This is a genomic window from Streptomyces sp. NPDC015346 (assembly GCF_043078785.1).
In the GTDB taxonomy this organism is placed as follows: domain Bacteria; phylum Actinomycetota; class Actinomycetes; order Streptomycetales; family Streptomycetaceae; genus Streptomyces.
The window spans coordinates 253,005-273,933 of the sequence record NZ_JBIBTW010000001.1 but is presented as its reverse complement, the minus strand read 5'-3'; the positions used below and the strand labels follow the sequence as shown (position 1 = coordinate 273,933).

At 72.0% G+C, this 20,929-nt stretch carries 17 protein-coding genes; 6 read left to right on the top strand and 11 right to left on the bottom strand.

Features of this window, described 5'->3' with window-relative positions:
• Positions 1-15 precede the first annotated feature (15 nt).
• The 4 genes from iolD to iolC form a co-directional block, all read right to left on the bottom strand.
• On the bottom strand, positions 16-1,890 hold the full coding sequence (gene iolD, locus ACF06X_RS01270) for a 3D-(3,5/4)-trihydroxycyclohexane-1,2-dione acylhydrolase (decyclizing) (protein ID WP_392285097.1): 1,875 nt from the start codon (positions 1,888-1,890) through the stop codon (positions 16-18).
• The gene (gene iolB / locus ACF06X_RS01265; RefSeq protein ID WP_392285096.1) at positions 1,887-2,699 is read right to left on the bottom strand and encodes a 5-deoxy-glucuronate isomerase; all 813 of its coding nucleotides are present in this window, start codon (positions 2,697-2,699) and stop codon (positions 1,887-1,889) included. The genes iolD and iolB overlap by 4 nt, the downstream gene beginning before the upstream one ends.
• 20 nt (positions 2,700-2,719) lie before the next feature.
• Positions 2,720-3,610, bottom strand: a complete 891-nt coding sequence (locus tag ACF06X_RS01260) for a deoxyribose-phosphate aldolase (RefSeq protein WP_392285929.1) — start codon at positions 3,608-3,610, stop codon at positions 2,720-2,722.
• 299 nt (positions 3,611-3,909) lie between these two features.
• On the bottom strand, positions 3,910-4,899 hold the full coding sequence (gene iolC, locus ACF06X_RS01255) for a 5-dehydro-2-deoxygluconokinase (RefSeq protein WP_392285095.1): 990 nt from the start codon (positions 4,897-4,899) through the stop codon (positions 3,910-3,912).
• Between the two features lie 136 nt (positions 4,900-5,035).
• Between iolC and ACF06X_RS01250 the strand changes: the two genes are divergently transcribed.
• Both ACF06X_RS01250 and ACF06X_RS01245 read left to right on the top strand, forming a co-directional pair.
• On the top strand, positions 5,036-5,944 hold the full coding sequence (locus tag ACF06X_RS01250; RefSeq protein ID WP_392285094.1) for a sugar phosphate isomerase/epimerase family protein: 909 nt from the start codon (positions 5,036-5,038) through the stop codon (positions 5,942-5,944).
• Between the two features lie 241 nt (positions 5,945-6,185).
• Positions 6,186-6,383 carry a MarR family transcriptional regulator gene (locus ACF06X_RS01245; RefSeq protein WP_351658649.1) on the top strand — a complete coding sequence of 66 codons (198 nt, stop codon included), beginning with the start codon at positions 6,186-6,188 and terminating at the stop codon, positions 6,381-6,383.
• A gap of 111 nt (positions 6,384-6,494) precedes the next feature.
• Here the strand turns inward: ACF06X_RS01245 and ACF06X_RS01240 are convergent, their stop codons facing one another.
• Positions 6,495-7,550 carry a zinc-dependent alcohol dehydrogenase family protein gene (locus ACF06X_RS01240; RefSeq protein ID WP_392285093.1) on the bottom strand — a complete coding sequence of 352 codons (1,056 nt, stop codon included), beginning with the start codon at positions 7,548-7,550 and terminating at the stop codon, positions 6,495-6,497.
• A 72-nt stretch (positions 7,551-7,622) separates the two neighbouring features.
• Positions 7,623-8,867 carry a cation:proton antiporter gene (locus ACF06X_RS01235; protein WP_392285092.1) on the bottom strand — a complete coding sequence of 415 codons (1,245 nt, stop codon included), beginning with the start codon at positions 8,865-8,867 and terminating at the stop codon, positions 7,623-7,625.
• 140 nt (positions 8,868-9,007) lie between these two features.
• Between ACF06X_RS01235 and ACF06X_RS01230 the strand changes: the two genes are divergently transcribed.
• Complete coding sequence (locus ACF06X_RS01230; protein ID WP_392285091.1) at positions 9,008-9,319, top strand: heavy-metal-associated domain-containing protein; 312 nt, start codon at positions 9,008-9,010, stop codon at positions 9,317-9,319.
• Positions 9,320-9,397: 78 nt separating this feature from the next.
• Complete coding sequence (locus ACF06X_RS01225; protein ID WP_392285090.1) at positions 9,398-11,785, top strand: heavy metal translocating P-type ATPase; 2,388 nt, start codon at positions 9,398-9,400, stop codon at positions 11,783-11,785.
• A 409-nt stretch (positions 11,786-12,194) separates the two neighbouring features.
• Here the strand turns inward: ACF06X_RS01225 and ACF06X_RS01220 are convergent, their stop codons facing one another.
• On the bottom strand, positions 12,195-13,484 hold the full coding sequence (locus ACF06X_RS01220) for a citrate synthase (RefSeq protein WP_392285089.1): 1,290 nt from the start codon (positions 13,482-13,484) through the stop codon (positions 12,195-12,197).
• Between the two features lie 179 nt (positions 13,485-13,663).
• Positions 13,664-15,892 carry an ATP-dependent RecD-like DNA helicase gene (locus ACF06X_RS01215; protein ID WP_392285088.1) on the bottom strand — a complete coding sequence of 743 codons (2,229 nt, stop codon included), beginning with the start codon at positions 15,890-15,892 and terminating at the stop codon, positions 13,664-13,666.
• Positions 15,893-16,015: 123 nt separating this feature from the next.
• Here ACF06X_RS01215 and ACF06X_RS01210 point away from each other — a divergent pair, with 123 nt between their 5' ends.
• On the top strand, positions 16,016-16,480 hold the full coding sequence (locus tag ACF06X_RS01210) for a DUF937 domain-containing protein (protein ID WP_392285087.1): 465 nt from the start codon (positions 16,016-16,018) through the stop codon (positions 16,478-16,480).
• A 137-nt stretch (positions 16,481-16,617) separates the two neighbouring features.
• Here the strand turns inward: ACF06X_RS01210 and ACF06X_RS01205 are convergent, their stop codons facing one another.
• Genes ACF06X_RS01205 through ACF06X_RS01195 form a run of 3 tightly spaced genes read right to left on the bottom strand, consistent with a single transcriptional unit; the run spans position 16,618 to position 19,723 of the window.
• Entirely contained in the window at positions 16,618-17,424 is an 807-nt protein-coding gene (locus ACF06X_RS01205) for a sugar phosphate isomerase/epimerase family protein (RefSeq protein WP_392285086.1), read from the bottom strand.
• Positions 17,421-18,575, bottom strand: a complete 1,155-nt coding sequence (locus ACF06X_RS01200) for a dihydrodipicolinate synthase family protein (protein WP_392285085.1) — start codon at positions 18,573-18,575, stop codon at positions 17,421-17,423. Before ACF06X_RS01200 ends, ACF06X_RS01205 begins: the two co-directional genes overlap by 4 nt.
• The gene (locus tag ACF06X_RS01195; RefSeq protein WP_392285084.1) at positions 18,572-19,723 is read right to left on the bottom strand and encodes a Gfo/Idh/MocA family protein; all 1,152 of its coding nucleotides are present in this window, start codon (positions 19,721-19,723) and stop codon (positions 18,572-18,574) included. Before ACF06X_RS01195 ends, ACF06X_RS01200 begins: the two co-directional genes overlap by 4 nt.
• 128 nt (positions 19,724-19,851) lie before the next feature.
• Here ACF06X_RS01195 and ACF06X_RS01190 point away from each other — a divergent pair, with 128 nt between their 5' ends.
• Positions 19,852-20,907 carry a LacI family DNA-binding transcriptional regulator gene (locus tag ACF06X_RS01190; RefSeq protein WP_392285083.1) on the top strand — a complete coding sequence of 352 codons (1,056 nt, stop codon included), beginning with the start codon at positions 19,852-19,854 and terminating at the stop codon, positions 20,905-20,907.
• Positions 20,908-20,929 lie beyond the last annotated feature (22 nt).

Here is a 20,929-nt window from a genome sequence, read left to right as displayed (position 1 = left end):
TGCTCCTTCTGGCTGTTACAGGTGGCGGCGTCGGGCGGTGACGTGCCGGTCGTACTCCTCCCGGGCCTTGACCGCCGACGAGCGGGTCGAGGTCTCGGCCACGGGCACATCCCACCACGCCTGGGCCGGGGGCGCGCCCGACACTGTGTCTGCCGTTTCGGTCTCCACGTAGACACATGTGGGAACGGTCGACGAGCGGGCGTCCGCGAGGGCTTCTCGCAGGTCACGTACGGTACGGGCGGTCAGGACCCGCATCCCGAGGGAGGCCGCGTTGGCGGCCAGGTCGACGGGGAGCGGCGCTCCGGTGAAGGTGCCGTCGGGGGCGCGGTGGCGGTAGGCGGTGCCGTACCGCTCACCGCCGACCGTCTCGGAGAGCCCTCCGATGGAGGCGTACCCGTGGTTCTGCAGGATCACCACCTTGATCGGCAGCCCCTCCTGGACGGCGGTGACGATTTCGGTGGGGTTCATCAGATACGTACCGTCGCCGACGAGCGCCCAGACCGGCCGCCCCGGCGCGGCGAGCGCGACCCCGATCGCGGCCGGGATCTCGTATCCCATGCAGGAGTAGCCGTACTCGACGTGGTACTGGTCCGAGGACCGGGTCCGCCAGAGCTTGTGGAGGTCGCCGGGGAGCGATCCGGCCGCGTTGATCAGGATGTCGCTCGCGTCGACCAGAGTGTCGAGTACGCCGAGCACCTGGGGCTGGGTGGGGCGGGCGTCCTCGTCGGGCGCGGCGTAGGCGGCGTCGGTCCGCTCCTGCCAGTCGGCCTTGGACCGCGACCAGGAGAAGCCGCGTTCCGCGCCGTATCCGTCGGCGGCGTACCCGTCGAGCGCCTCCGTCAGCGCGGTGAGGCCCTCCCGGGCGTCGGCGACGAGCGGCAGCGCGCCCAGTTTGTGGGCGTCGAAACCGGCGATGTTCAGGTTCACGAACCGGACGCCCTCGGGGAAGAGGGTGCCGGAGGCGGTGGTGAAGTCGGTGTAGCGGGTGCCGACGCCGATCACGAGATCGCTGGTGGCGGCGAGCGCGTCGGCGGTGGCCGTGCCCGTGTGGCCGATGCCTCCGACGTCGCAGGAGTGGTCGTACGGCAGGACTCCCTTGCCGGCCTGCGTGGACGCGACGGGGATACGGGCCCGCTCGGCGAGCGTGCGGAGCGCGTCCTCGGCGCCGCTGTACCTCACCCCGCCGCCCGCGACGATCAGCGGGCGGGCGGCGGCCCTCACCGCCCGTACCGCCGCGTCCAGTTCGGCCGTGTCGGGCCGCGGCCTGCGCACCCGCCAGACCCGCTCGCGGAAGAACTCGTCCGGCCATTCGTACGCCTGCGCCTGCGTGTCCTGCGGCAGGGCGAGCGTGACCGCCCCGGTCTCGACGGGGTCGGTGAGGACCCGCATCGCCGCGAGCGCGGCGGGGATCAGCGCCTCGGGGCGGGTGATCCGGTCGAAGTACCGGGAGACCGGCCGCAGGCAGTCGTTGACGGACACCTCACCCGCGTACGGAACCTCCAGCTGCTGGAGCACCGGGTCGGCGGGCCGGGTCGCGAAGGTGTCGCCGGGCAGGAGCAGCACGGGCAGGTGGTTGATCGTGGCGAGGGCGGCGCCGGTGACCAGATTGGTCGCGCCCGGGCCGATGGAGGTGGTGACGGCGTGCGCGGAGAGCCGGTTCGACTGGCGCGCGTAACCGACGGCCGCGTGGACCATGGCCTGTTCGTTGCGCCCCTGGTGGTACGGCATCTCGTCGGCGTACTCGACGAGCGCCTGGCCGATCCCGGCGACGTTGCCGTGGCCGAAGATGCCCCAGGTCGCGCCGATCAACCGGCGGCGGGCTCCGTCGCGTTCGGTGTACTGGGCGGCGAGGAACCGCACCAGCGCCTGGGCGACCGTCAGCCGGGTCATCGGTAGACCTCCGTGTGGTCGGGGTGGAAGCAGATCTTCCACTCGCGCTCCGGTCCTGGCCCCGCCATCACGTTCAGGTAGTACATGGCGTGGCCCGGCTGGGCGATCGAGGGACCGTGCCAGCCGTCGGGCACGAGGACGGCGTCACCGGTGCGGACCTCCGCGAGGAGATCGGCGCCGCCGGGGCGGGAGGGCGAGATCCGCTGGTAGCCGAGGCCGGCGTCCTGGATCTCGTAGTAGTAGATCTCCTCCAGTTCCGACTCCACGCCCGGGCGGTGCTCGTCGTGCTTGTGGGGCGGGTAGGAGGACCAGTTGCCGCCGGGGGTGATCACCTCGACGGCGATCAGCCGGTCGCAGTCGAAGACGTCGGCGGCGGCGAAGTTGCGCACCTGCCGGGCCTGGTCGCCGCTGCCGCGGGCCTCGACGGGTACCTCCGGCGCGGGGCCGTAGCGAGCGGGGAGTCGTCGCTCGCACTTCGCTCCTGCCAAAGCGAAGCGGCCTCCCGCACCGGAGGCGATCTGGGCCCGGGCGTCGCGGGGCACGTACGCGAAGTCGGTCACTCCGCCGAACGCGCTCTCGCGGCCCAGGAGTTGGAACGAAATCGCTTCGCCGTCGATCTGAACCGTACAGCCGCCGGTGAGCGGAAGCACGATCCATTCGGTGTCCCCGGAGTCCAGGATGTGGGTGTCGCCCGGGCGGAGTTCGAGGACGCGCAGGGCCGAGTGCCTCAAGGCGGCCCGGTCGGGGTCGACATGGAGGGCGTACGGCCCGTGGGAGGCGGTCCCAACGGGCAGGTGCAGGGAGTTCATGGTCGGTGACTTACCCCTTCTTACAGCAGACCCGCCGCCGTATCGACGGCTCCGGCCACATCCCCGTCGGGCGGATAGAGCAGGGAGCGTCCGACGACCAGGCCCCGGACGGTGGGCAGGCGCAGCGCGCCGCGCCATTTCTCGTACGCCAGGTCCTGCGCGGCCGGGCCGGTGCCCGGGTCTCCGCCGAGGAGGACGGCGGGCAGTGTGGTGGTCGCCAGGACGCGGGCCATGTCGTCGGGGTGCTCCGTGACCGGGACCTTGAGCCAGGTGTAGGCGGAGGTGCCGCCGAGACCGGAGGCGACGGCGAGGGAGGTGATGACGGCTTCGGCGGAGAGGTCGTTGTGGAGATGGCCTTCGGCGTCGCGGCGGCAGTGGAAGGGCTCGACGAAGAGGGGCAGCCGCAGGCCCGCCATCTCGTCGACGGCGCGGGCGGCGGAGTGGAGGGTGGCGAGGGAGCCGGGGTCGTCGGGGTCGATCCGCAGCAGGAGTTTGCCGGCGTCGAAGCCGAGCCGGGCGAGGTCCTGGGGGCGGTGGCCGGTGAAGCGGTCGTCGAGCTCGAACGCGGCCCCGGCGAGTCCGCCGCGGTTCAGGGAGCCGACGGCGAGGCGGTCGTCGAGGGCGCCGAGGAGGAGCAGGTCGTCGAGGATGTCGGCGGAGGCGAGGACTCCGTCGACGCCGGGCCGGGACAGCGCCAGGCAGAGCCGGCCGAGCAGGTCGGCGCGGTTGGCCATGGCGTACGGCCGGTCGCCGACCCCGAGCGCCCCGCGGGCGGGATGGTCGGCGGCGATGATCAGGAGCCGGTCGCGCTCCCGGAACAGCGGCCGGGTCCGTCGCCTCGCGGCGGCTTCGGCGACGGCCTCGGGGTGGTGCGCGCGAATCCGTACGAGCCGTTCGACGTCGATGGGGATGTCGGTGGGGATGGGGCTGTCGGTGGGCTTCGTGCGGCGGGGGTGCCGTGGCCCGGCCTGGGCGCCGGACCGCAGGTGCGGTCGAGGCGCCGCGGCTCGGGTGTACGGGACGGGGGGCGGCGCGGCTTCCGGCGGCCGCGCGGCCCCGGTGTCCCCGGTATCCGGGGAGGAGGAGCCCGCCGCCGCCAGGTCCTCGTCGGGGACGAAGTCGTCGGTGACGTCGGTCGTGTCGTCGTGGGGCGTGTCGTCGTGGGTCGTGTCGTCGTGGGTCGTGTCGTCGTGGGTCGTGTCGTCGTCGGTCATGGGGTGCGCTCCGGGATCGAGCCGGTGCCTTGGGCGAGGGCCAGGTCGATCTCGTCCGCGTACGGCATCGCGGGCGAGCAGGCGAGGCGGCCGGCGACGATGGCACCGGCGGCGTTCGCGGCGCGGATCGTACGGTCCAGGTCCCACCCGGCGAGCAGCCCGTGGCACAGCGCCCCGCCGAACGCGTCGCCGGCGCCGAGGCCGTTGACCACCTCCACGGGCAGCGGCTCCGCCTCCGCGCTCTCGCCGTCGGCGCTCAACGCGAGCACACCCTTGGGGCCCTGTTTGACGACCGCGAGCCGGACCCCGCCGGCGAGCAGCGCGCGGGCGGCGGCGTACGGCTCCCGCTCGCCGGTGGCGATCTCGCACTCGTCGAGGTTGCCGACGGCGACCGTGGCGTGGGCCAGGGCGGCCCGGTAGAGCGGAGGGGCCTCGCCGGGGTCGGCCCAGAGCATGGGGCGCCAGTCCAGGTCGAGGACGGTGAGGCCCTCGCGGCCGCGCTCCCGCAGCGCCCCGAGCGTCGACGTCCGGCTGGGCTCGGCGCTCAGCCCCGTCCCCGTCACCCAGAACGCGCGCGCCGCGCGGATCGCCGCCAGGTCCAGCTCGTGCGGATGGATCTCCAGGTCGGGGGCGCGGGGCTGCCGGTAGAAGTAGAGGGGGAAGTCGTCGGGCGGGAAGATCTCGCAGAAGGTGACGGGGGTCGGGTACTCCTCGACGGCGGAGACCCACCGGTCGTCGACGCCGAACGCCCGCAGCTCCTGGTGCAGATAGGCGCCGAAGGGGTCGGCGCCGGTGCGGGTGACGACGGCCGTACGGCGGCCGAGCCGCGCCGCCGCCACGGCCACGTTCGAGGGGGAACCGCCCAGGAACTTCCCGAAGCTCTCGACCCGGGGCAGGGCCACCCCGACCTGGAGCGGGTACAGATCCACGCCGATGCGCCCCATCGTGATCAGGTCGTACGGCTCCGTCCCCGGCTCCGTCTCCATGCACGTCACCTCTCGCCCGGCTCGCGTCGGCCCCGGACCCAGGTCTATCCGTCCGTCCCGAACCCTGTCAACGCTATGTCCTTACATTCGGACGAGCGTCTTGACGCGTCGATCCGGGCCCGGCCAAGGTGGCCGCATGACGAAGCCGTCGCCTCTGTCCCGTATCCGTATCGGCTCCGCCCCGGACTCCTGGGGAGTCTGGTTCGCCGACGATCCCCGGCAGGTCCCCTGGCAGCGCTTCCTCGACGAGGTCGCCGGGGCCGGCTACGAGTGGATCGAGCTCGGACCGTACGGCTATCTGCCCACCGATCCGGCCGTCCTGGCCGAGGAGACCGGCCGGCGCGGCCTGAAGGTCTCCGCCGGGACCGTCTTCACCGGGCTGCACCACGGCCCGGCGGTGTGGGAGAAGACCTGGGCCCATGTCGCCGACAACGCCGCCCTGGCCCAGGCCATGGGGGCGGAGCACCTGGTCGTCATCCCCTCCTTCTGGCGGGACGACAAGACCGGCGCGGTCCTGGAGGACCGCACCCTCACCGCCGAACAGTGGCGCGATCTCACCGGTCTGACCGAGCGCCTGGGCCGTGAGGTGCGCGAGCGCTACGGGCTGCGGATCGTCGTCCACCCGCACGCGGACACACATGTCGACAGCGAGGAGAACGTCGCCCGCTTCCTGGACGCCACCGATCCGGAGCTGGTCTCCCTCTGCCTGGACACCGGGCACTACGCCTACTGCGGCGGCGACAGCGTCAAGCTGATCGAGACCTACGGCGAGCGGATCGGCTATCTCCACCTCAAGCAGGTCGACCCCGAGATCCTGGCCGGGGTCGTCGCCGACGAGGTGCCGTTCGGTCCCGCCGTCGCACGGGGCGTGATGTGCGAACCGCCCTCCGGTGTCCCCGCCCTGGAACCGGTCCTGGCGGCGGCTCAGGCCTTGGGTGTGGAGCTGTTCGCCATCGTCGAGCAGGACATGTACCCGTGCGCCCCGGACCGGCCGTACCCGATCGCGGTCCGCACCCGCCGCTTCCTCCGCTCCTGCGGGGCCTAGGCGTCTCGACGTACTGTCACACCGGGGGGATCGTGCGTCACTTACGTCACATCCGTCCCCCTGTCGTCACACATGTCTCCATTACGCGGGCTTTCTGTCACAGCCGATCGACAGCCGCTCTCCTGTCGTCACTGAGCGTCGTTCAACGGGCACAGGCTCAGTGATCGCCAGCGCTCGTCCCCGCAGCTCCCCCGAACGGCACCCCCGCCGCCGCTGCGAGGCGCGCAGGGAGGTGCCCCACATGACGGACAGAAGGCTCTGGTCGTACAAGGACATTGCCGCCCACATCAAGGTGCAGCCGGACACGGTCCGCTCCTACCGGAAGCACGGTCTCCTTCCGGCGCCCGACCACGTCGAGTCGGGCAAGCCCTACTGGTACGCGGACACGATCCGCGCCTGGGTGGCCAACCGGCCGGGCAACCGGAGCCGCCGGGACTGACCTCCCCGCCGGCCCCAAGCCCCCCAGCCACCCAGCCCCCCGGGCCCCGCGTCTCCCCCTGGCGCGGGGCCCTCCGTGTGCCCGAGGGGCGGCCGGCGGCGGCCGAAAGCTTCAGGCCCAGGGGTGAATGACCGTCACGCCCGATCCGGGCGTCGACCCCATCGCCGCCAGCGCGGCCGGGGCCGCCGCCAGCGGGATGGTGGAGGTGACGAGCCGGTCGGGGCGCAGGCTGCCGGCGCGGACCATCTCCATCATCGGACCGTAGGCGTGGGCGGCCATGCCGTGGCTGCCGAGGATCTCCAGTTCCAGGCCGATCACCCGGGCCATCGGCACGACGGGGTCACCGGCGGCCGTCGGCAGCAGTCCGACCTGGACGTGCCGTCCCCTGCTCCGCAGGCTCTCCACGGAGGCGGCGCAGGTGAGCGGGGACCCCAGGGCGTCGATCGAGAGGTGGGCTCCGCCGCCGGTCAACTCCCGCACGGCGCCCGCCGTCCCGCCCGGCGTCCCGGCCAGGACGGAGGCGTCGACGCACGCCGCCGCCCCGAAGGCCCTGGCCAGCTCCAGGGCGCGCGGCGCCACGTCGACGGCGACCACACGCGCCCCGCAGGCCGCCGCGATCATCACGGCCGAGAGTCCGACGCCCCCGCACCCGTGCACCGCCACCCACTCGCCCGCCGCCACCCGCCCCTGGGCGACGACCGCCCGGAACGCGGTCGCGAACCGGCAGCCGAGCCCGGCCGCCGTGGCGTACGACAACTCGTCCGGCACCGCCACCAGGTTCACGTCCGCGTGCTCCAGGGCCACGTACTCGGCGAAGGACCCCCAGTGGGTGAAGCCGGGCTGGGTCTGCCGCTCGCACACCTGCTGGTCGCCGGCCGCGCAGGACGGACAGCTTCCGCAGGCGCAGACGAACGGCACCGTGACCCGGTCGCCGGTCTTCCACCGGCCCACGTCCGCGCCCACCGCCTCCACCACACCGGCCAGTTCGTGCCCGGGCACGTGCGGCAGCGCGATGTCGGGGTCGTGTCCCATCCAGCCGTGCCAGTCGCTGCGGCAGAGCCCGGTCGCCTCGACCCGGACGACCACGCCGTGGGCGGAGGGGGTGGGGTCCGGGACCTCCCGTATCTCCGCGTCCTGTCCGTACCGCTCGAACACCACCGCTTTCATGCCCCGCCCTCCACCGCCGTACCTCTGTCCGGCCTTCGAACCTAACTCCCGACCGGCTCCTTGTCCCGGTCGTCACCACGACTCCGAGCCCGTGACCGGCTCCGTGGGCAGCGTCTTCCCACGCCCGCGCCCGCCCGTGCCCGTACCGGCGCTCCTTCCCTCCCGCACCTTCAGCGCCATGAGCGGGAAGGCGAGGACGGAGAGCATCCCGGCGCCCACGAGCGCCGCCGCCTCGCCCGCCGTCAGCGCCTTGTCGTCGACCCCCATCGTGGCGATCGCGACGACGAGCGGCAGGGCCGTGGAGCCGTAGAGCACCAGCGCGCCCCGGTCCCGGCGCCCGAGGTCGCGCGGGGCCAGGAACCAGATCGGCCCGCCGCGCACCACCAGGAACAGCGCCAGGAAGAGGGGCAGGAGCAGCAGCGTACGACCGCCGTCGAGCAGCGAGGCCAGATCGAACTCGATCCCCGTGACCACGAAGAAGACCGGCACCAGGAAGCCGAAACCGACCGCCTCCACCTTCTCCAGGATCGCCGGCCCGGACTCCGGCGCGGCGCCCGTCAGGACCAGCCGGGTGATCAGGCCGGCCGCGAAGGCGCCGAGCAGCATGTCGAGACCGAGGGCCTGCGAGGCGCCCAGCATCACGGCGAGCAGCAGGAAGACGAAGCGGACGGCGAACTGGCCGCTGCTGTGCAGCGTCTTGGCCACGATGCGCGAGAACCACGGCGGGCGCGGCCGCAGCGCCCAGAGGACCGCCCCGGCCGTCAGCACCGCGAAGACCGCGAGCAGCGCCGCCGACCGTCCGGGGCCGCGCCCGCTCAGCAGCAGCGCCATCGCGATGATCGGACCGAACTCCCCCACCGCGCCGAAGGCCATCACCACGGACCCGAACCGGCCGCGCAGCTCGCCCGCGTCCCGCAGCACGGGCAGCACGGTGCCGAGGGCGGTGCTGGTCAGGGCGGTGCCGAGGTAGACGCCGGTGCCGAAGTCTCCGCTCGCCAGCAGCACGCCGATCCCGAGCCCGGCCGCCAGCGCCGCCACCCACGCCCACACCGAGCGCCTGAGGGTGTCCCCCCGGACCTTGCCGAACTCGATCTCGTACCCGGCGAGGAAGATCAGCATGGCCAGGCCCAGCTCCGAGAGGCCGTCGATCAGTTCGTCCGGGTGCGCCCAGCCGAGGACGTCGGGGCCGATGAGGATGCCGAGCAGAATCTCGAAGATGACGAGGGGTACGGGGAGCCGGCGCCCCGTCCCGTAGGCCAGCAGCGGCGCCAGGACGGCGATCGACATGATCAGAATCAGAGTCCCCGATTGCGACATATCGGGTGTTTATCAGCAAAGGGAGCTGAGATGCTGGACGCGGCGCGGCCGGGGCCCCAGTGGAATTCATACCCCCTAGGGGTATAGTCTGTGCTTCAGTACGAACCTGAACCAGCACCACCCTCGAAGAGGAGACCGTCATGAGCGCCGAGACGAAGACCGAACTCCCCCAGGTCACCGGCAGCTGCTGCTCGTCGACCGGCTCGTGCCAGGACAGCGCGGCCGAGGCCCAGGCGGACGGCGTCACCACCGTCTACCAGGTCAAGGGCATGACCTGCGGACACTGCGAGGGCGCGGTCACCAGCGAGATCTCCGAGATCGCGGGCGTCTCCTCCGTCAAGGCCGTGGCGGCCACCGGCCAGGTCACCGTGGTCTCCCAGGCCCCGCTCGACGAGGCCGCGGTCCGCGCCGCCGTCGACGAGGCCGGTTACGAACTGGTCGGCCAGATCTGAGCCTGCCTCCGGCATACCCGGCAGGGCCGTACCGTTACGACGGTACGGCCCTGCTCTCTTTTGGAACCGGAACCGCACATGACCTCCTCCAGCTCCACCGCCACCCCGGCGCCCGTCCTCACCACCGAGCTGACCATCGGCGGGATGACCTGCGCCTCCTGCGCGGCCCGCGTCGAGAAGAAGCTCAACCGGATGGACGGCGTCACGGCGACCGTCAACTACGCGACGGAGAAGGCGCGGATCGAGCACGCGGCCGAAGTGGGGATCGACGACCTGATCGCGACGGTCGTCAAGACCGGCTACACCGCCGAGAAGCCCCCGCCACCGGAACCCGAGCCGCTTCCGGCGCCTCCCGAGCCCCAGCCCGAGCCGGAGCCGCAAGGGGAACACGAGCGCGAGCAGGACCACGAGCCGCCGGCCCCGGAGCCGACCCGAGAACCGGCCCCGGAGCCGACACGGCAACCGTCCGAGCGGGATCCGAAGCTCGACTCCCTACGTCAGCGCCTGACCGTCTCCGCCGTCCTCTCCGCCCCCGTCGTCCTCCTCGCGATGGTCCCCGCCCTCCAGTTCGACGCCTGGCAGTGGCTCTCGCTCACCCTCGCCGCCCCCGTCGTGATCTGGGGCGGACTGCCCTTCCACCGCGCCGCCTGGGCCAATCTCCGGCACGGGGCGGCCACCATGGACACCCTCGTCTCGATCGGCACTCTGGCCGCCTTCGGCTGGTCGCTGTGGGCCCTGTTCCTCGGCAGCGCCGGCATGCCCGGCATGCGCCACGGCTTCGATCTCACCGCCGGCCGCACCGACGGCGCCTCCACGATCTACCTGGAGGTGGCGGCCGGTGTCGTCACCTTCATCCTCCTCGGCCGCTACCTGGAGGCCCGCGCCAAGCGGAAGGCCGGCTCCGCGCTGCGCGCGCTGATGGAGCTGGGCGCCAAGGACGTGGCGGTGCTACGGGGAGGGGCGGAGGTACGGATCCCGGTGGCCGCGCTGCGGACCGGCGACCTCTTCGTCGTACGGCCCGGCGAGAAGATCGCCACCGACGGCACCGTCACCGACGGGGTCTCCGCCGTCGACGCCGCCCTGCTCACCGGCGAGTCGCTACCGGTCGACGTGACGGCCGGGGACGCCGTGACGGGCGGCTGCGTCAACACCTCCGGACGTCTCGTCGTCCGCGCCACCCGGGTCGGCGCGGACACCCAGCTCGCGCGGATGGCGAAGCTGGTCGAGGACGCGCAGAACGGCAAGGCGCGGGTCCAGCGCCTCGCCGACCGGATCTCCGCCGTCTTCGTACCCGTGGTGCTGCTCATCGCCCTCGGCACCCTGGTGACCTGGCTGCTCGTGACGGACGACGCGACGGCCGCGTTCACCGCCGCCGTCGCCGTACTGATCATCGCCTGTCCCTGCGCCCTCGGCCTCGCCACTCCGACCGCCCTCATGGTCGGCACGGGCCGCGGCGCGCAGCTCGGCATCCTGATCAAGGGCCCGGAGGTCCTGGAGTCCACCCGCCGCGTCGACACCGTCGTCCTCGACAAGACGGGCACGGTCACCACCGGCCGGATGGCGCTACGGAAGGTGTACGCGTACGAGGGTGAGGACGAGGCCGAGCTGCTGCGGCTTGCCGGTGCCCTGGAGCACGCCTCCGAGCATCCGGTGGCCCAGGCGGTCGCGGCCGGCGCCGCCGAGCGGCTCGGGCTGCCGGTGGCGGAGCTCCCCGTGCCGACGTCCTTCGAGAGCGTGCCGGGCCTCGGCGTGCGCGGCTCGGTCGACGGCCACCGGGTCCTGGTCGGCCGCCCGGCGCTGCTCAAGGCCGAAGGGATCCAGACGGAGGGGATCGAGGCGGAGGGGAACGAGGCGGAGGGGAACGCGGCTGAGCCGGGGGCCGTGTTCGTCGCCTGGGACGGGCGGGTCCGCGGGTTCCTGACGGTCGCCGACGCGGTCAAGGAGACCAGCGCCGAGGCGGTCGCCCGGCTGCGGGCCCTCGGCCTGACACCGGTCCTGCTGACCGGCGACGGGCGGGCCGTGGCCGAGACGGTGGCGGCCGAGGTCGGCATCGACGCGGACCGGGTCTTCGCCGAGGTGCTGCCGCAGGAGAAGGTCGACGTGGTGAGGCGGCTGCAGGCGGAGGGCCGGACGGTCGCGATGGTCGGCGACGGCGTGAACGACGCGGCCGCGCTCGCCACCGCCGATCTGGGCCTGGCCATGGGCACCGGCACGGACGCCGCCATCGAGGCGGGCGATCTGACCCTGGTGCGCGGGGACCTTCGGGTCGCGGCGGACGCCATCCGGCTCTCCCGCCGGACGCTGGCGACGATCAAGGGCAACCTCGGCTGGGCCTTCGGCTACAACCTCGCCGCTCTTCCGCTCGCCGCCGCGGGACTCCTCAACCCGATGATCGCGGGCCTGGCCATGGCCTTTTCGTCCGTTTTCGTCGTGACCAACAGCCTGCGGCTTCGGCGATTCACCTGAATTCACCTACACGTGACGCACAAGACCTTCACAAAGAGACCTAGATCACAGATATTTGGGGGTAACCATTCGGGCCGTTCGCGAGTCTAAGTGGGCGATGCCAAGAACGTCTTGGGGGACGTTCATGGGATGTCTTGGGGGACGTCCCAGGCAAGCGTTGGCCGGGGCACGTGCACCGGGGAGCTTTGAGCGGCCCTCCCGTACGTACGTACCCCGGCAGACCGCGTAGCCCACTGAGCTTCTGCTGACACGGCAGACGCCCGGCCCGGATCCCGTGGGGGGAATCCGCACCGGGGATATGGGAAGCGCCCCGCTCGCCGACCCGTGGGGGGATCGGAAGCGGGGCGCTTTTCTTTGGCTCAGCGTCGGTGCGGCGAGCCGCAGCGGCTCCTCAGCGGCCGGCGGCTGCTCAGCGGCTCTCGACCGGGACGAAGTCGCGCAGGACCTCGCCGGTGTAGATCTGGCGCGGGCGGCCGATGCGGGAACCCGGCTCCTTGATCATCTCGTGCCACTGGGCGATCCAGCCCGGGAGGCGGCCGAGCGCGAAGAGCACGGTGAACATCTCGGTCGGGAAGCCCATCGCGCGGTAGATCAGACCCGTGTAGAAGTCCACGTTCGGGTAGAGGTTGCGCGAGACGAAGTAGTCGTCGGAGAGCGCGTGCTCCTCCAGCTTGAGCGCGATGTCCAGCAGCTCGTCGGACTTGCCGAGGGCGGAGAGGACGTCGTGCGCGGCGGCCTTGATGATCTTGGCGCGCGGGTCGAAGGACTTGTACACCCGGTGGCCGAAGCCCATCAGGCGGACGCCGTCCTCCTTGTTCTTCACCTTGTTGATGAAGGAGTCGACGTCGCCGCCGTTGGCCTTGATGCCTTCCAGCATCTCCAGGACCGACTGGTTGGCGCCACCGTGCAGGGGGCCCCACAGGGCCGAGATGCCGGCGGAGATCGAGGCGAACATGTTCGCCTGCGAGGAGCCGACCAGGCGCACGGTGGAGGTCGAACAGTTCTGCTCGTGGTCCGCGTGCAGGATCAGCAGCTTGTCGAGCGCGGAGACCACGACCGGGTCGAGCTCGTACTCCTGCGCCGGGACCGAGAAGGTCATGCGCAGGAAGTTCTCGACGTACCCGAGGTCGTTGCGCGGGTAGACGAAGGGGTGACCGATCGACTTCTTGTAGGCGTACGCCGCGATCGTCGGCAGCTTGGCGAGCAGCCGGATCGTGGAGAGGTGACGCTGCGTCTCGTCGAACGGGTTGTGGCTGTCCTGGTAGAACGTGGACAGCGCGGAGACCACCGAGGAGAGCATCGCCATCGGGTGGGCGTCACGCGGGAAGCCGTCGAAGAAGCGCTTGACGTCCTCGTGCAGCAGCGTGTGCTGGGTGATCTCGTTCTTGAAGGTGGAGAGCTCGTCGACCTTCGGAAGCTCACCGTTGATCAGCAGGTACGCCACCTCGAGGAAGGTGGACCGCTCGGCCAGCTGCTCGATGGGGTAACCGCGGTACCGCAGAATGCCCTGCTCGCCGTCCAGGTAGGTGATGGCGGATTTATAGGCGGCGGTGTTGCCGTATCCGCTGTCCAGGGTGACCAGACCGGTCTGGGCTCGGAGCTTCCCGATGTCGAAGCCCTTGTCGCCGACGGTGCTCTCGACCACCGGGTAGGTGTATTCACCGTCCGCGTACCGCAGTACTACAGAGTTGTCGCTCACGTCATCCCTCACCGACGTAGTGCCTCTTCTTCGAGGTGCCCTGACTGTCTCTACCATCCCCCATTTGGCTCAGGAGAGTGCACTCGGGGTCGACCATTGGGCCATTTGGCGGCACTCAGTGCCGCCAACCTGCTCATCTTGCCCCCTTCGCCCCGCTTCCGGAAGTCCGGGGTGGTCTTTCACACGCCCGAGTGCCCGCCGAGTCCCGCGAGCCGATGGGCCAGCGAGGTGAACCGTCTGCCCGCCGAGACCGTACGGACCGCCTGGGCGATCGCCTTGCGGGAGCCGACCAGGACCACCAGCTTCCGGGCCCGGGTGACGGCCGTGTAGAGCAGGTTCCGCTGGAGCATCATCCAGGCGCTGTTGGTGACGGGGATCACGACCGCCGGGTACTCACTGCCCTGCGAGCGGTGGATGGTCACCGCGTAGGCGTGGGCCAGTTCGTCCAGCTCGTCGAAGTCGTACGGCACCTCCTCGTCCTCGTCGGTCCGTACGGTCAGCCGCTGTTCGACGGTGTCCAGCGAGGTCACGACGCCGACCGTGCCGTTGAAGACGCCGTTGGCGCCCTTCTCGTAGTTGTTCCTGATCTGGGTCACCTTGTCGCCGACACGGAAGACGCGGCCGCCGAACCGCTTCTCCGGGACGTCGGGGCGGGCGGGGGTGACGGCCTGCTGAAGGAGCCCGTTGAGCGCGCCGGCGCCCGCCGGACCCCGGTGCATGGGGGCCAGGACCTGGACGTCCCGGCGTGGATCGAGGCCGAACTTGGCGGGAATCCGCCGCGCCGCGACCTCGACGGTGACCCGGGCCGCGTCCTCCGTCTCGTCCTCCGCGAAGAGGAAGAAGTCCGGCAGACCGGTGGTCACGGGCGCGAGGCCCGCGTTGATCCGGTGGGCGTTGGTGACCACCCCCGACTGCTGCGCCTGCCGGAAGATCCGGGTCAGCCGGACGGCCGGCACCGGGCTGTCCGGGGCCAGCAGGTCGCCGAGCACCTCCCCCGCCCCGACCGAGGGCAGCTGGTCCACGTCCCCGACCAGGAGCAGGTGGGCACCCGGTGCCACGGCCTTCACCAGCTTGTTGGCGAGCAGCAGATCGAGCATGGAGGCCTCGTCCACGACGACCAGGTCGGCCTCCAGGGGCCGGTCCCGGTCGTACGCCGCGTCCCCGCCCGGCTTGAGCTCCAGGAGACGGTGCACGGTGGACGCCTCGGCGCCCGTCAGCTCCGCCAGCCGCTTCGCGGCCCGGCCGGTGGGCGCGGCGAGCACCACCTTGGCCTTCTTGGCCCGGGCCAGCTCCACGATCGAGCGGACCGTGAACGACTTCCCGCAGCCCGGCCCGCCGGTCAGCACGGCGACCTTGCGGGTCAGCGCGAGCCGCACGGCCTCCTCCTGCTCGGGTGCGAGCGTCGCCCCGGTCCGGTCGGCGAGCCAGGCGAGGGCCTTGTCCCAGGCGACGTCCCGGAAGGCCGGCATCCGGTCCTCGTCCGTACGCAGGAGACGGGTGAGCTGAGCGGCCAGAGAGAGCTCGGCGCGGTGGAACGGGACCAGATAGACGGCCGTCACCGGCTGCCCCTCGGGGCCGGGGACACGCTCCCGTACGACGCCCTCGGGGTCCTCCGCGAGCGCGGCGAGGCACTCGATGACCAGGCCCGTGTCGACCTGGAGGAGCTTGACCGCGTCGGCGATCAGCCGCTCCTCGGGCAGGTAGCAGTGCCCCTGGTCGGTGGACTGCGAGAGCGCGTACTGGAGCCCGGCCTTGACCCGGTCGGGGCTGTCGTGCGGGATGCCGACGGCCTGGGCGATCTTGTCGGCGGTGAGGAAGCCGATGCCCCAGACGTCGGCGGCGAGGCGGTAGGGCTGGTTCCGCACGACGGAGATCGAGGCGTCGCCGTACTTCTTGTAGATCCGCACGGCGATGGAGGTGGAGACGCCGACGCCCTGGAGGAAGACCATCACCTCCTTGATCGCCTTCTGCTCCTCCCAGGCCGCCCCGATCAGCCGCGTCCGCTTCGGCCCGAGCCCGGGGACCTCGACGAGCCGCTTCGGCTCCCGCTCGATGACGTCGAGGGTGTCGGTGCCGAAGTGCTCGACGATCCGCTCGGCGATCCTGGGGCCGATGCCCTTGATGAGGCCGGAGCCGAGGTAGCGGCGGATGCCCTGGATGGTGGCGGGCAGGACGGTGGTGTAGTTCTCGACGGTGAACTGCTTTCCGTACTGCGGGTGGGATCCCCAACGCCCCTCCATCCGCAGCGACTCCCCGGGCTGCGCCCCGAGCAACGATCCGACGACGGTGAGCAGTTCCCCGCCACCCCGCCCGGTGTCGACCCGGGCCACGGTGTAGCCGGTCTCCTCGTTGGCATACGTGATCCGCTCGAGAACACCTTCGACGACTGCCTGACCCTGGTTGGACATGCACCGAAGGTAGCGAAGGGGTCGGACACGGTGCGGGGCCTGTGGATAACGTCGCGGGGCTCGGGCGCGAAGCCGGTTCGCCTCGACGTGCCGGGGCACGTGCGGGACCGTAGCGTTTCCGGCATGAGTGACGAGAGTTCCTTCCAGCAGGACGTACTGCGTGAACTCGGCGACGACCGGCTTCAGGAGATCGCCGAGGTGCTCGGGACGGACGCGGCCGGGGCCCAGGACGTCGTCGGAAGCTCGGTGGCCGCGCTGTCCGGTGAGTTGCGGCAGGCGGCGGCCGAGCCCGCGAGCGCCGACGAGGTGCGCCAGGCCGTCGACGAGGTGACGACGTTCGAGCCTCCCCTCCAGGGCGTGGCGGCGTTCGGAGGTCTGGTGGGCGGTGGGCTCATGGCCGGAGTCCTCCGGAAGCTGGCGAGGCCGGCGGCGGACGCCGTCGCGAGGAAGACGGGGCTGCCGTCGGCGACGGTGAGCCGGGCGGTGGAGATGCTGGTGCCGGCGGTCCTGGCGGTGCTCACCAGGCGGGCGACCACCAAGAACGGCGGCGGTCTCGGGGACGTACTGGGCGGAGGCCCGAAGAGGTAGGACGGTCCGGGGCACCCGCACACGTGCCCCGGCCCCTCTCCGACCTCACTGCCCAAGGCACCCCGCACACGTGCCCCGGCCCGTTGCCCGCCTCCCGGCCCAAGGCGCCCGCACAAGCGCCCTGGGCAGGAGCCCCCTCACACCGTCAGATAGCGCGCCACCGTCTCCTCCAGGACCTCCACCCCCTCCCTCGCCCACAGTTCGTCGTTGAAGAGCTCCACCTCGATCGACCCCGTGTACCCCGCCGCGTCCACCAGGTCGCACCAGGCCCGCAGGTCGATCGCGCCGTCGCCCAGCTGGCCCCGGCCGTTGAGGACTCCGGCCGGGAGGGGGGTGGTCCAGTCGGCGAGTTGGAAGCTGTGGATGCGGCCTGCCGCGCCCGCGCGGGACACCGCTGCCGGGGCGCGGTCGTCCCACCAGATGTGGTATGTGTCGACGACCACGCCGACCTGCGAGGACGGGAAGCGCTCCGCGATCTCCAGGGCCTGGTCGAGGGTGGAGACCGCGCAGCGGTCCGAGGCGTACATCGGGTGCAAGGGCTCGATCGCCAGCCGTACGCCCCGCTCGGCCGCGTACGGCGCGAGTTCGGCGATCGAGTCGGTGATGCGGGCGCGGGCCGCCGCCAGGTCGCGGCTGCCCGGGGCGAGGCCGCCGGAGACCAGGACGAGGGTGTCGGTGCCGAGGGCCGCCGCCTCGTCGATCGCGGCGCGGTTGTCGTCCAGGGAGGACGCCGTGGTGAAGAAGCCGCCCCGGCACAGGGTGGTGACGGTGAGGCCGGCGTCGCGGACCAGCTTGGCCGTGGCCTCGATCCCGTACTCCTGGACCGGTTCGCGCCACAGGCCGATGGCCGGGACGCCGAGCCGTACGCACTGCTCCACCAGCTCCGGCAGGGAGAGCTGCTTCACCGTCATCTGGTTGATGCTGAAACGGGAGAGAGGGTTCACCGGGGGACTCCGTACACCGTGAGCAGGGACCTCATCCGGGACTCGGCGAGCTCCGGGTCGGGGAACAGGTCCAGCCCGTCGGCCAGTTCGTACGCCCGCGCCAGGTGCGGCAGCGAACGCGCCGACTGCAGGCCGCCGACCATCGCGAAGTGATCCTGGTGGCCGGCCAGCCAGGCGAGCAGGACGACACCCGTCTTGTAGAAGCGCGTCGGGGGCTGGAAGAGGTGGCGGGACAGCTCCACCGTCGGGTCGAGGATCTCCCGGAAGCCCTTGACGTCACCCGTGTCCAGGGTCCGGACCGCCTGGGCCGCCAGCGGGCCCAGCGGGTCGAAGATGCCGAGCAGGGCGTGGCTGAACCCCTGGTCGTCCCCGGCGATCAGCTCCGGATAGTTGAAGTCGTCGCCCGTGTAGCAGCGCACGCCCTCGGGGAGGCGGCGGCGCAGGTCGATCTCGCGCTGGGCGTCGAGGAGCGAGACCTTGATGCCGTCGACCTTGTCGGGGTGGGCCGCGATCACGTCGAGGAAGACGGAGGTGGCCGCGTCCAGGTCCGTGGAGCCCCAGTAGCCCTCAAGGGCCGGGTCGAACATCGGGCCGAGCCAGTGCAGGATCACCGGCTCGGACGCCTGGCGCAGCAGATGCGCGTACGTGTCGAGATAGTCGTCGGGGCTCTCGGCGGCGGCCGCGAGGGCGCGGGACGCCATGAGGATGGCCTGGGAGCCGGTCCCCTCGACGAGGGCGAGCTGCTCCTCGTACGCCTCACGGACCCTCACCAGGGAAGCAGGCCCCGAGAGCTGGTCGGTGCCGACGCCGCAGGCGATGCGGCCGCCGACGGCCTTGGCCTCGGCCGCCGAGCGGCGGATCAGTTCGGCCGCTCCGTCCCAGTCCAGGCCCATTCCGCGCTGCGCGGTGTCCATGGCCTCGGCGACCCCGAGGCCGTGCGACCAGAGGTGGCGGCGGAAGGCGAGGGTCGCGTCCCAGTCCACGGCGGCGGGCGAGTCGGGGGTGGTGTCGGCGTACGGGTCGGCGACGACGTGGGCGGCGGAGAAGACCGTACGGGAGGTGAGAGCGGTGCTCTCGGAGGGCTCAGGGGCCGGTGCGGGGCGCGGGGTGTACTCCCGTACCCCTCCCCCGGCGTTCGGCAGGCGGATCACAGCGCGATCTCCGGAACCTCCAGGCGGCGACCCTCGGCCGAGGAGCGCAGCCCCAGCTCGGCCAGCTGCACACCGCGCGCGCCCGCGAGCAGGTCCCAGTGGTACGGCTCGTCGAGGACGACGTGCCGGAGGAAGAGCTCCCACTGCGCCTTGAAGCCGTTGTCGAACTCGGCGTTGTCCGGCACCTCCTGCCACTGGTCGCGGAAGGACTCGGCGACCGGGATGTCCGGGTTCCAGACGGGCTTGGGGGTCGCCGAGCGGTGCTGGACGCGGCAGCCGCGCAGCCCGGCGACGGCGGAGCCGTGGGTGCCGTCGACCTGGAACTCGACCAGCTCGTCGCGGTGGACGCGGACCGCCCAGGAGGAGTTGATCTGGGCGACGATCCCGCCCTCCAGCTGGAAGATGCCGTACGCGGCGTCGTCGGCGGTGGCGCCGTACGGCTTGCCGTGCTCGTCCCAGCGCTGCGGGATGTGGGTGGCGACCTGGGCGGTGACGCCGGTGACCCGGCCGAAGAGCTCGTGGAGGACGTACTCCCAGTGCGGGAACATGTCGACGACGATGCCGCCGCCGTCCTCGGCGCGGTAGTTCCAGCTGGGGCGCTGGGCGTCCTGCCAGTCGCCCTCGAAGACCCAGTAGCCGAACTCGCCGCGCACGGAAAGGATCTGGCCGAAGAAGCCGCCGTCGATGAGGCGCTTCAGCTTCAGCAGCCCCGGCAGGAAGATCTTGTCCTGGACGACGCCGTGCTTGATGCCGGCGGCCTCGGCGAGGCGGGCGAGTTCCAGGGCGCCTTCGAGGTCGGTGGCGGTGGGCTTCTCGGTGTAGACGTGCTTGCCGGCGGCGATGGCCTTCTTGATCGCCTCGACGCGGGCGGAGGTGACCTGGGCGTCGAAGTAGAGGTCGATCGTCTCGTCGGCGAGGACGGCGTCGAGGTCGGTGGACCACTCGGTGAGGCCGTGGCGCTCGGCGAGGGCGCGCAGGGCGTGCTCGCGGCGGCCGACGAGGACCGGCTCGGGCCAGAGGGTCTCGCCGTTGCCGAGGTCGAGGCCGCCCTGGTCGCGCAGGGCGAGGATCGAGCGGACGAGGTGCTGGCGGTATCCCATCCGTCCGGTGACGCCGTTCATGGCGATGCGGACTGTCCTGCGTGTCACGAAGTTCCCTCCATGGGCGATGCGCGCCTCTGACAGGGATGACAGAAAGCGCTTTCTACTGGGAATGACGCTAGCCTGCCGACAACACCCCGGACAAGGGGGCGGCCCGACTCACCCGGAGGTACGCGATGACAGTCACGCTGGCGGATGTGGCCGCGCGGGCCCGGGTCTCCCCGGCGACGGTCTCGCGCGTCCTGAACGGCAACTACCCCGTCGCCGCGACCACGCGGGAGCGGGTGCTGCGGGCGGTCGACGAGCTGGACTATGTACTGAACGGGCCCGCGAGCTCGCTCGCCGCGGCCACCTCCGACCTGGTCGGCATCCTCGTCAACGACATCGCCGACCCCTTCTTCGGGATCATGGCGGGCGCGGCGCAGAGCGCGATAGGCGAGGGCGCGTCGGGGCGGGCGGGCGGCGAGAAACTGGCCGTGGTCTGCAACACGGGCGGCTCGCCCGAACGCGAGCTGACGTATCTCACGCTGCTGCAGCGCCAGCGGGCGGCCGCGGTGATCCTCACCGGCGGTTCGCTGGAGGACGAGGAGCACATGGCGGCGGTCGCGGCCAAGCTCACGAAGCTGGCGGACGCGGGCACGCGGGTCGTGCTGTGCGGACGGCCTCCGGTGCCGGGGGACGCGAGCGTCGCGGCGCTCACCTTCGACAACCGGTCGGGGGCGCGGCGGCTCACCGAGCACCTGCTCGCGCTCGGGCACCGGCGGATCGGTTACGCGGCGGGTCCTGCGGACCGGACGACGACCCGGCACCGGCTGGAGGGGCACCGGGAGGCGATGGCCGCGGCGGGTCTGGCCGAGGGCCAGGAGAATCTGACGGTGCACGGCGCGTACGACCGGGGGGCGGGGTACGACGCGACGCTGGAGCTGCTGCGCAGGGAGCCGTCGCTGACGGCGATCGTGGCGGCGAACGACACGGTCGCGCTCGGCGCGTGCGCGGCGCTGCGGGACCGGGGGCTGAGCATTCCGGGGGACGTGTCGGTGGCGGGCTTCGACGACCTGCCGTTCTCGGTCGACGCGGTGCCCGCCCTGACGACGGTACGCCTCCCGCTCCACGAGGCGGGCGCCCGCGCGGGCCGCCTGGCGATGTCGACGGAGGAGGCCCCGCCAGGGCGCGTGACGACGATCCCGGCGGAACTGATGGTGCGGGACTCGACGGCGCCCCCGCGCGCCTGACGCCCTTTCCGGGGGGACATCA

Excerpts from the sequence above, each read along its gene's own strand:
- iolD (WP_392285097.1), bottom strand. The coding sequence starts at position 1,890 with ATGACCCGGCTGACGGTCGCCCAGGCGCTGGTGCGGTTCCTCGCCGCC.
- iolB (WP_392285096.1), bottom strand. The coding sequence starts at position 2,699 with ATGAACTCCCTGCACCTGCCCGTTGGGACCGCCTCCCACGGGCCGTAC.
- iolC (WP_392285095.1), bottom strand. The coding sequence starts at position 4,899 with ATGGAGACGGAGCCGGGGACGGAGCCGTACGACCTGATCACGATGGGG.
- ACF06X_RS01250 (WP_392285094.1), top strand. The coding sequence starts at position 5,036 with ATGACGAAGCCGTCGCCTCTGTCCCGTATCCGTATCGGCTCCGCCCCG.
- ACF06X_RS01245 (WP_351658649.1), top strand. The coding sequence starts at position 6,186 with ATGACGGACAGAAGGCTCTGGTCGTACAAGGACATTGCCGCCCACATC.
- ACF06X_RS01240 (WP_392285093.1), bottom strand. The coding sequence starts at position 7,550 with ATGAAAGCGGTGGTGTTCGAGCGGTACGGACAGGACGCGGAGATACGG.
- ACF06X_RS01235 (WP_392285092.1), bottom strand. The coding sequence starts at position 8,867 with ATGTCGCAATCGGGGACTCTGATTCTGATCATGTCGATCGCCGTCCTG.
- ACF06X_RS01230 (WP_392285091.1), top strand. The coding sequence starts at position 9,008 with ATGAGCGCCGAGACGAAGACCGAACTCCCCCAGGTCACCGGCAGCTGC.
- ACF06X_RS01225 (WP_392285090.1), top strand. The coding sequence starts at position 9,398 with ATGACCTCCTCCAGCTCCACCGCCACCCCGGCGCCCGTCCTCACCACC.
- ACF06X_RS01215 (WP_392285088.1), bottom strand. The coding sequence starts at position 15,892 with ATGTCCAACCAGGGTCAGGCAGTCGTCGAAGGTGTTCTCGAGCGGATC.
- ACF06X_RS01210 (WP_392285087.1), top strand. The coding sequence starts at position 16,016 with ATGAGTGACGAGAGTTCCTTCCAGCAGGACGTACTGCGTGAACTCGGC.
- ACF06X_RS01190 (WP_392285083.1), top strand. The coding sequence starts at position 19,852 with ATGACAGTCACGCTGGCGGATGTGGCCGCGCGGGCCCGGGTCTCCCCG.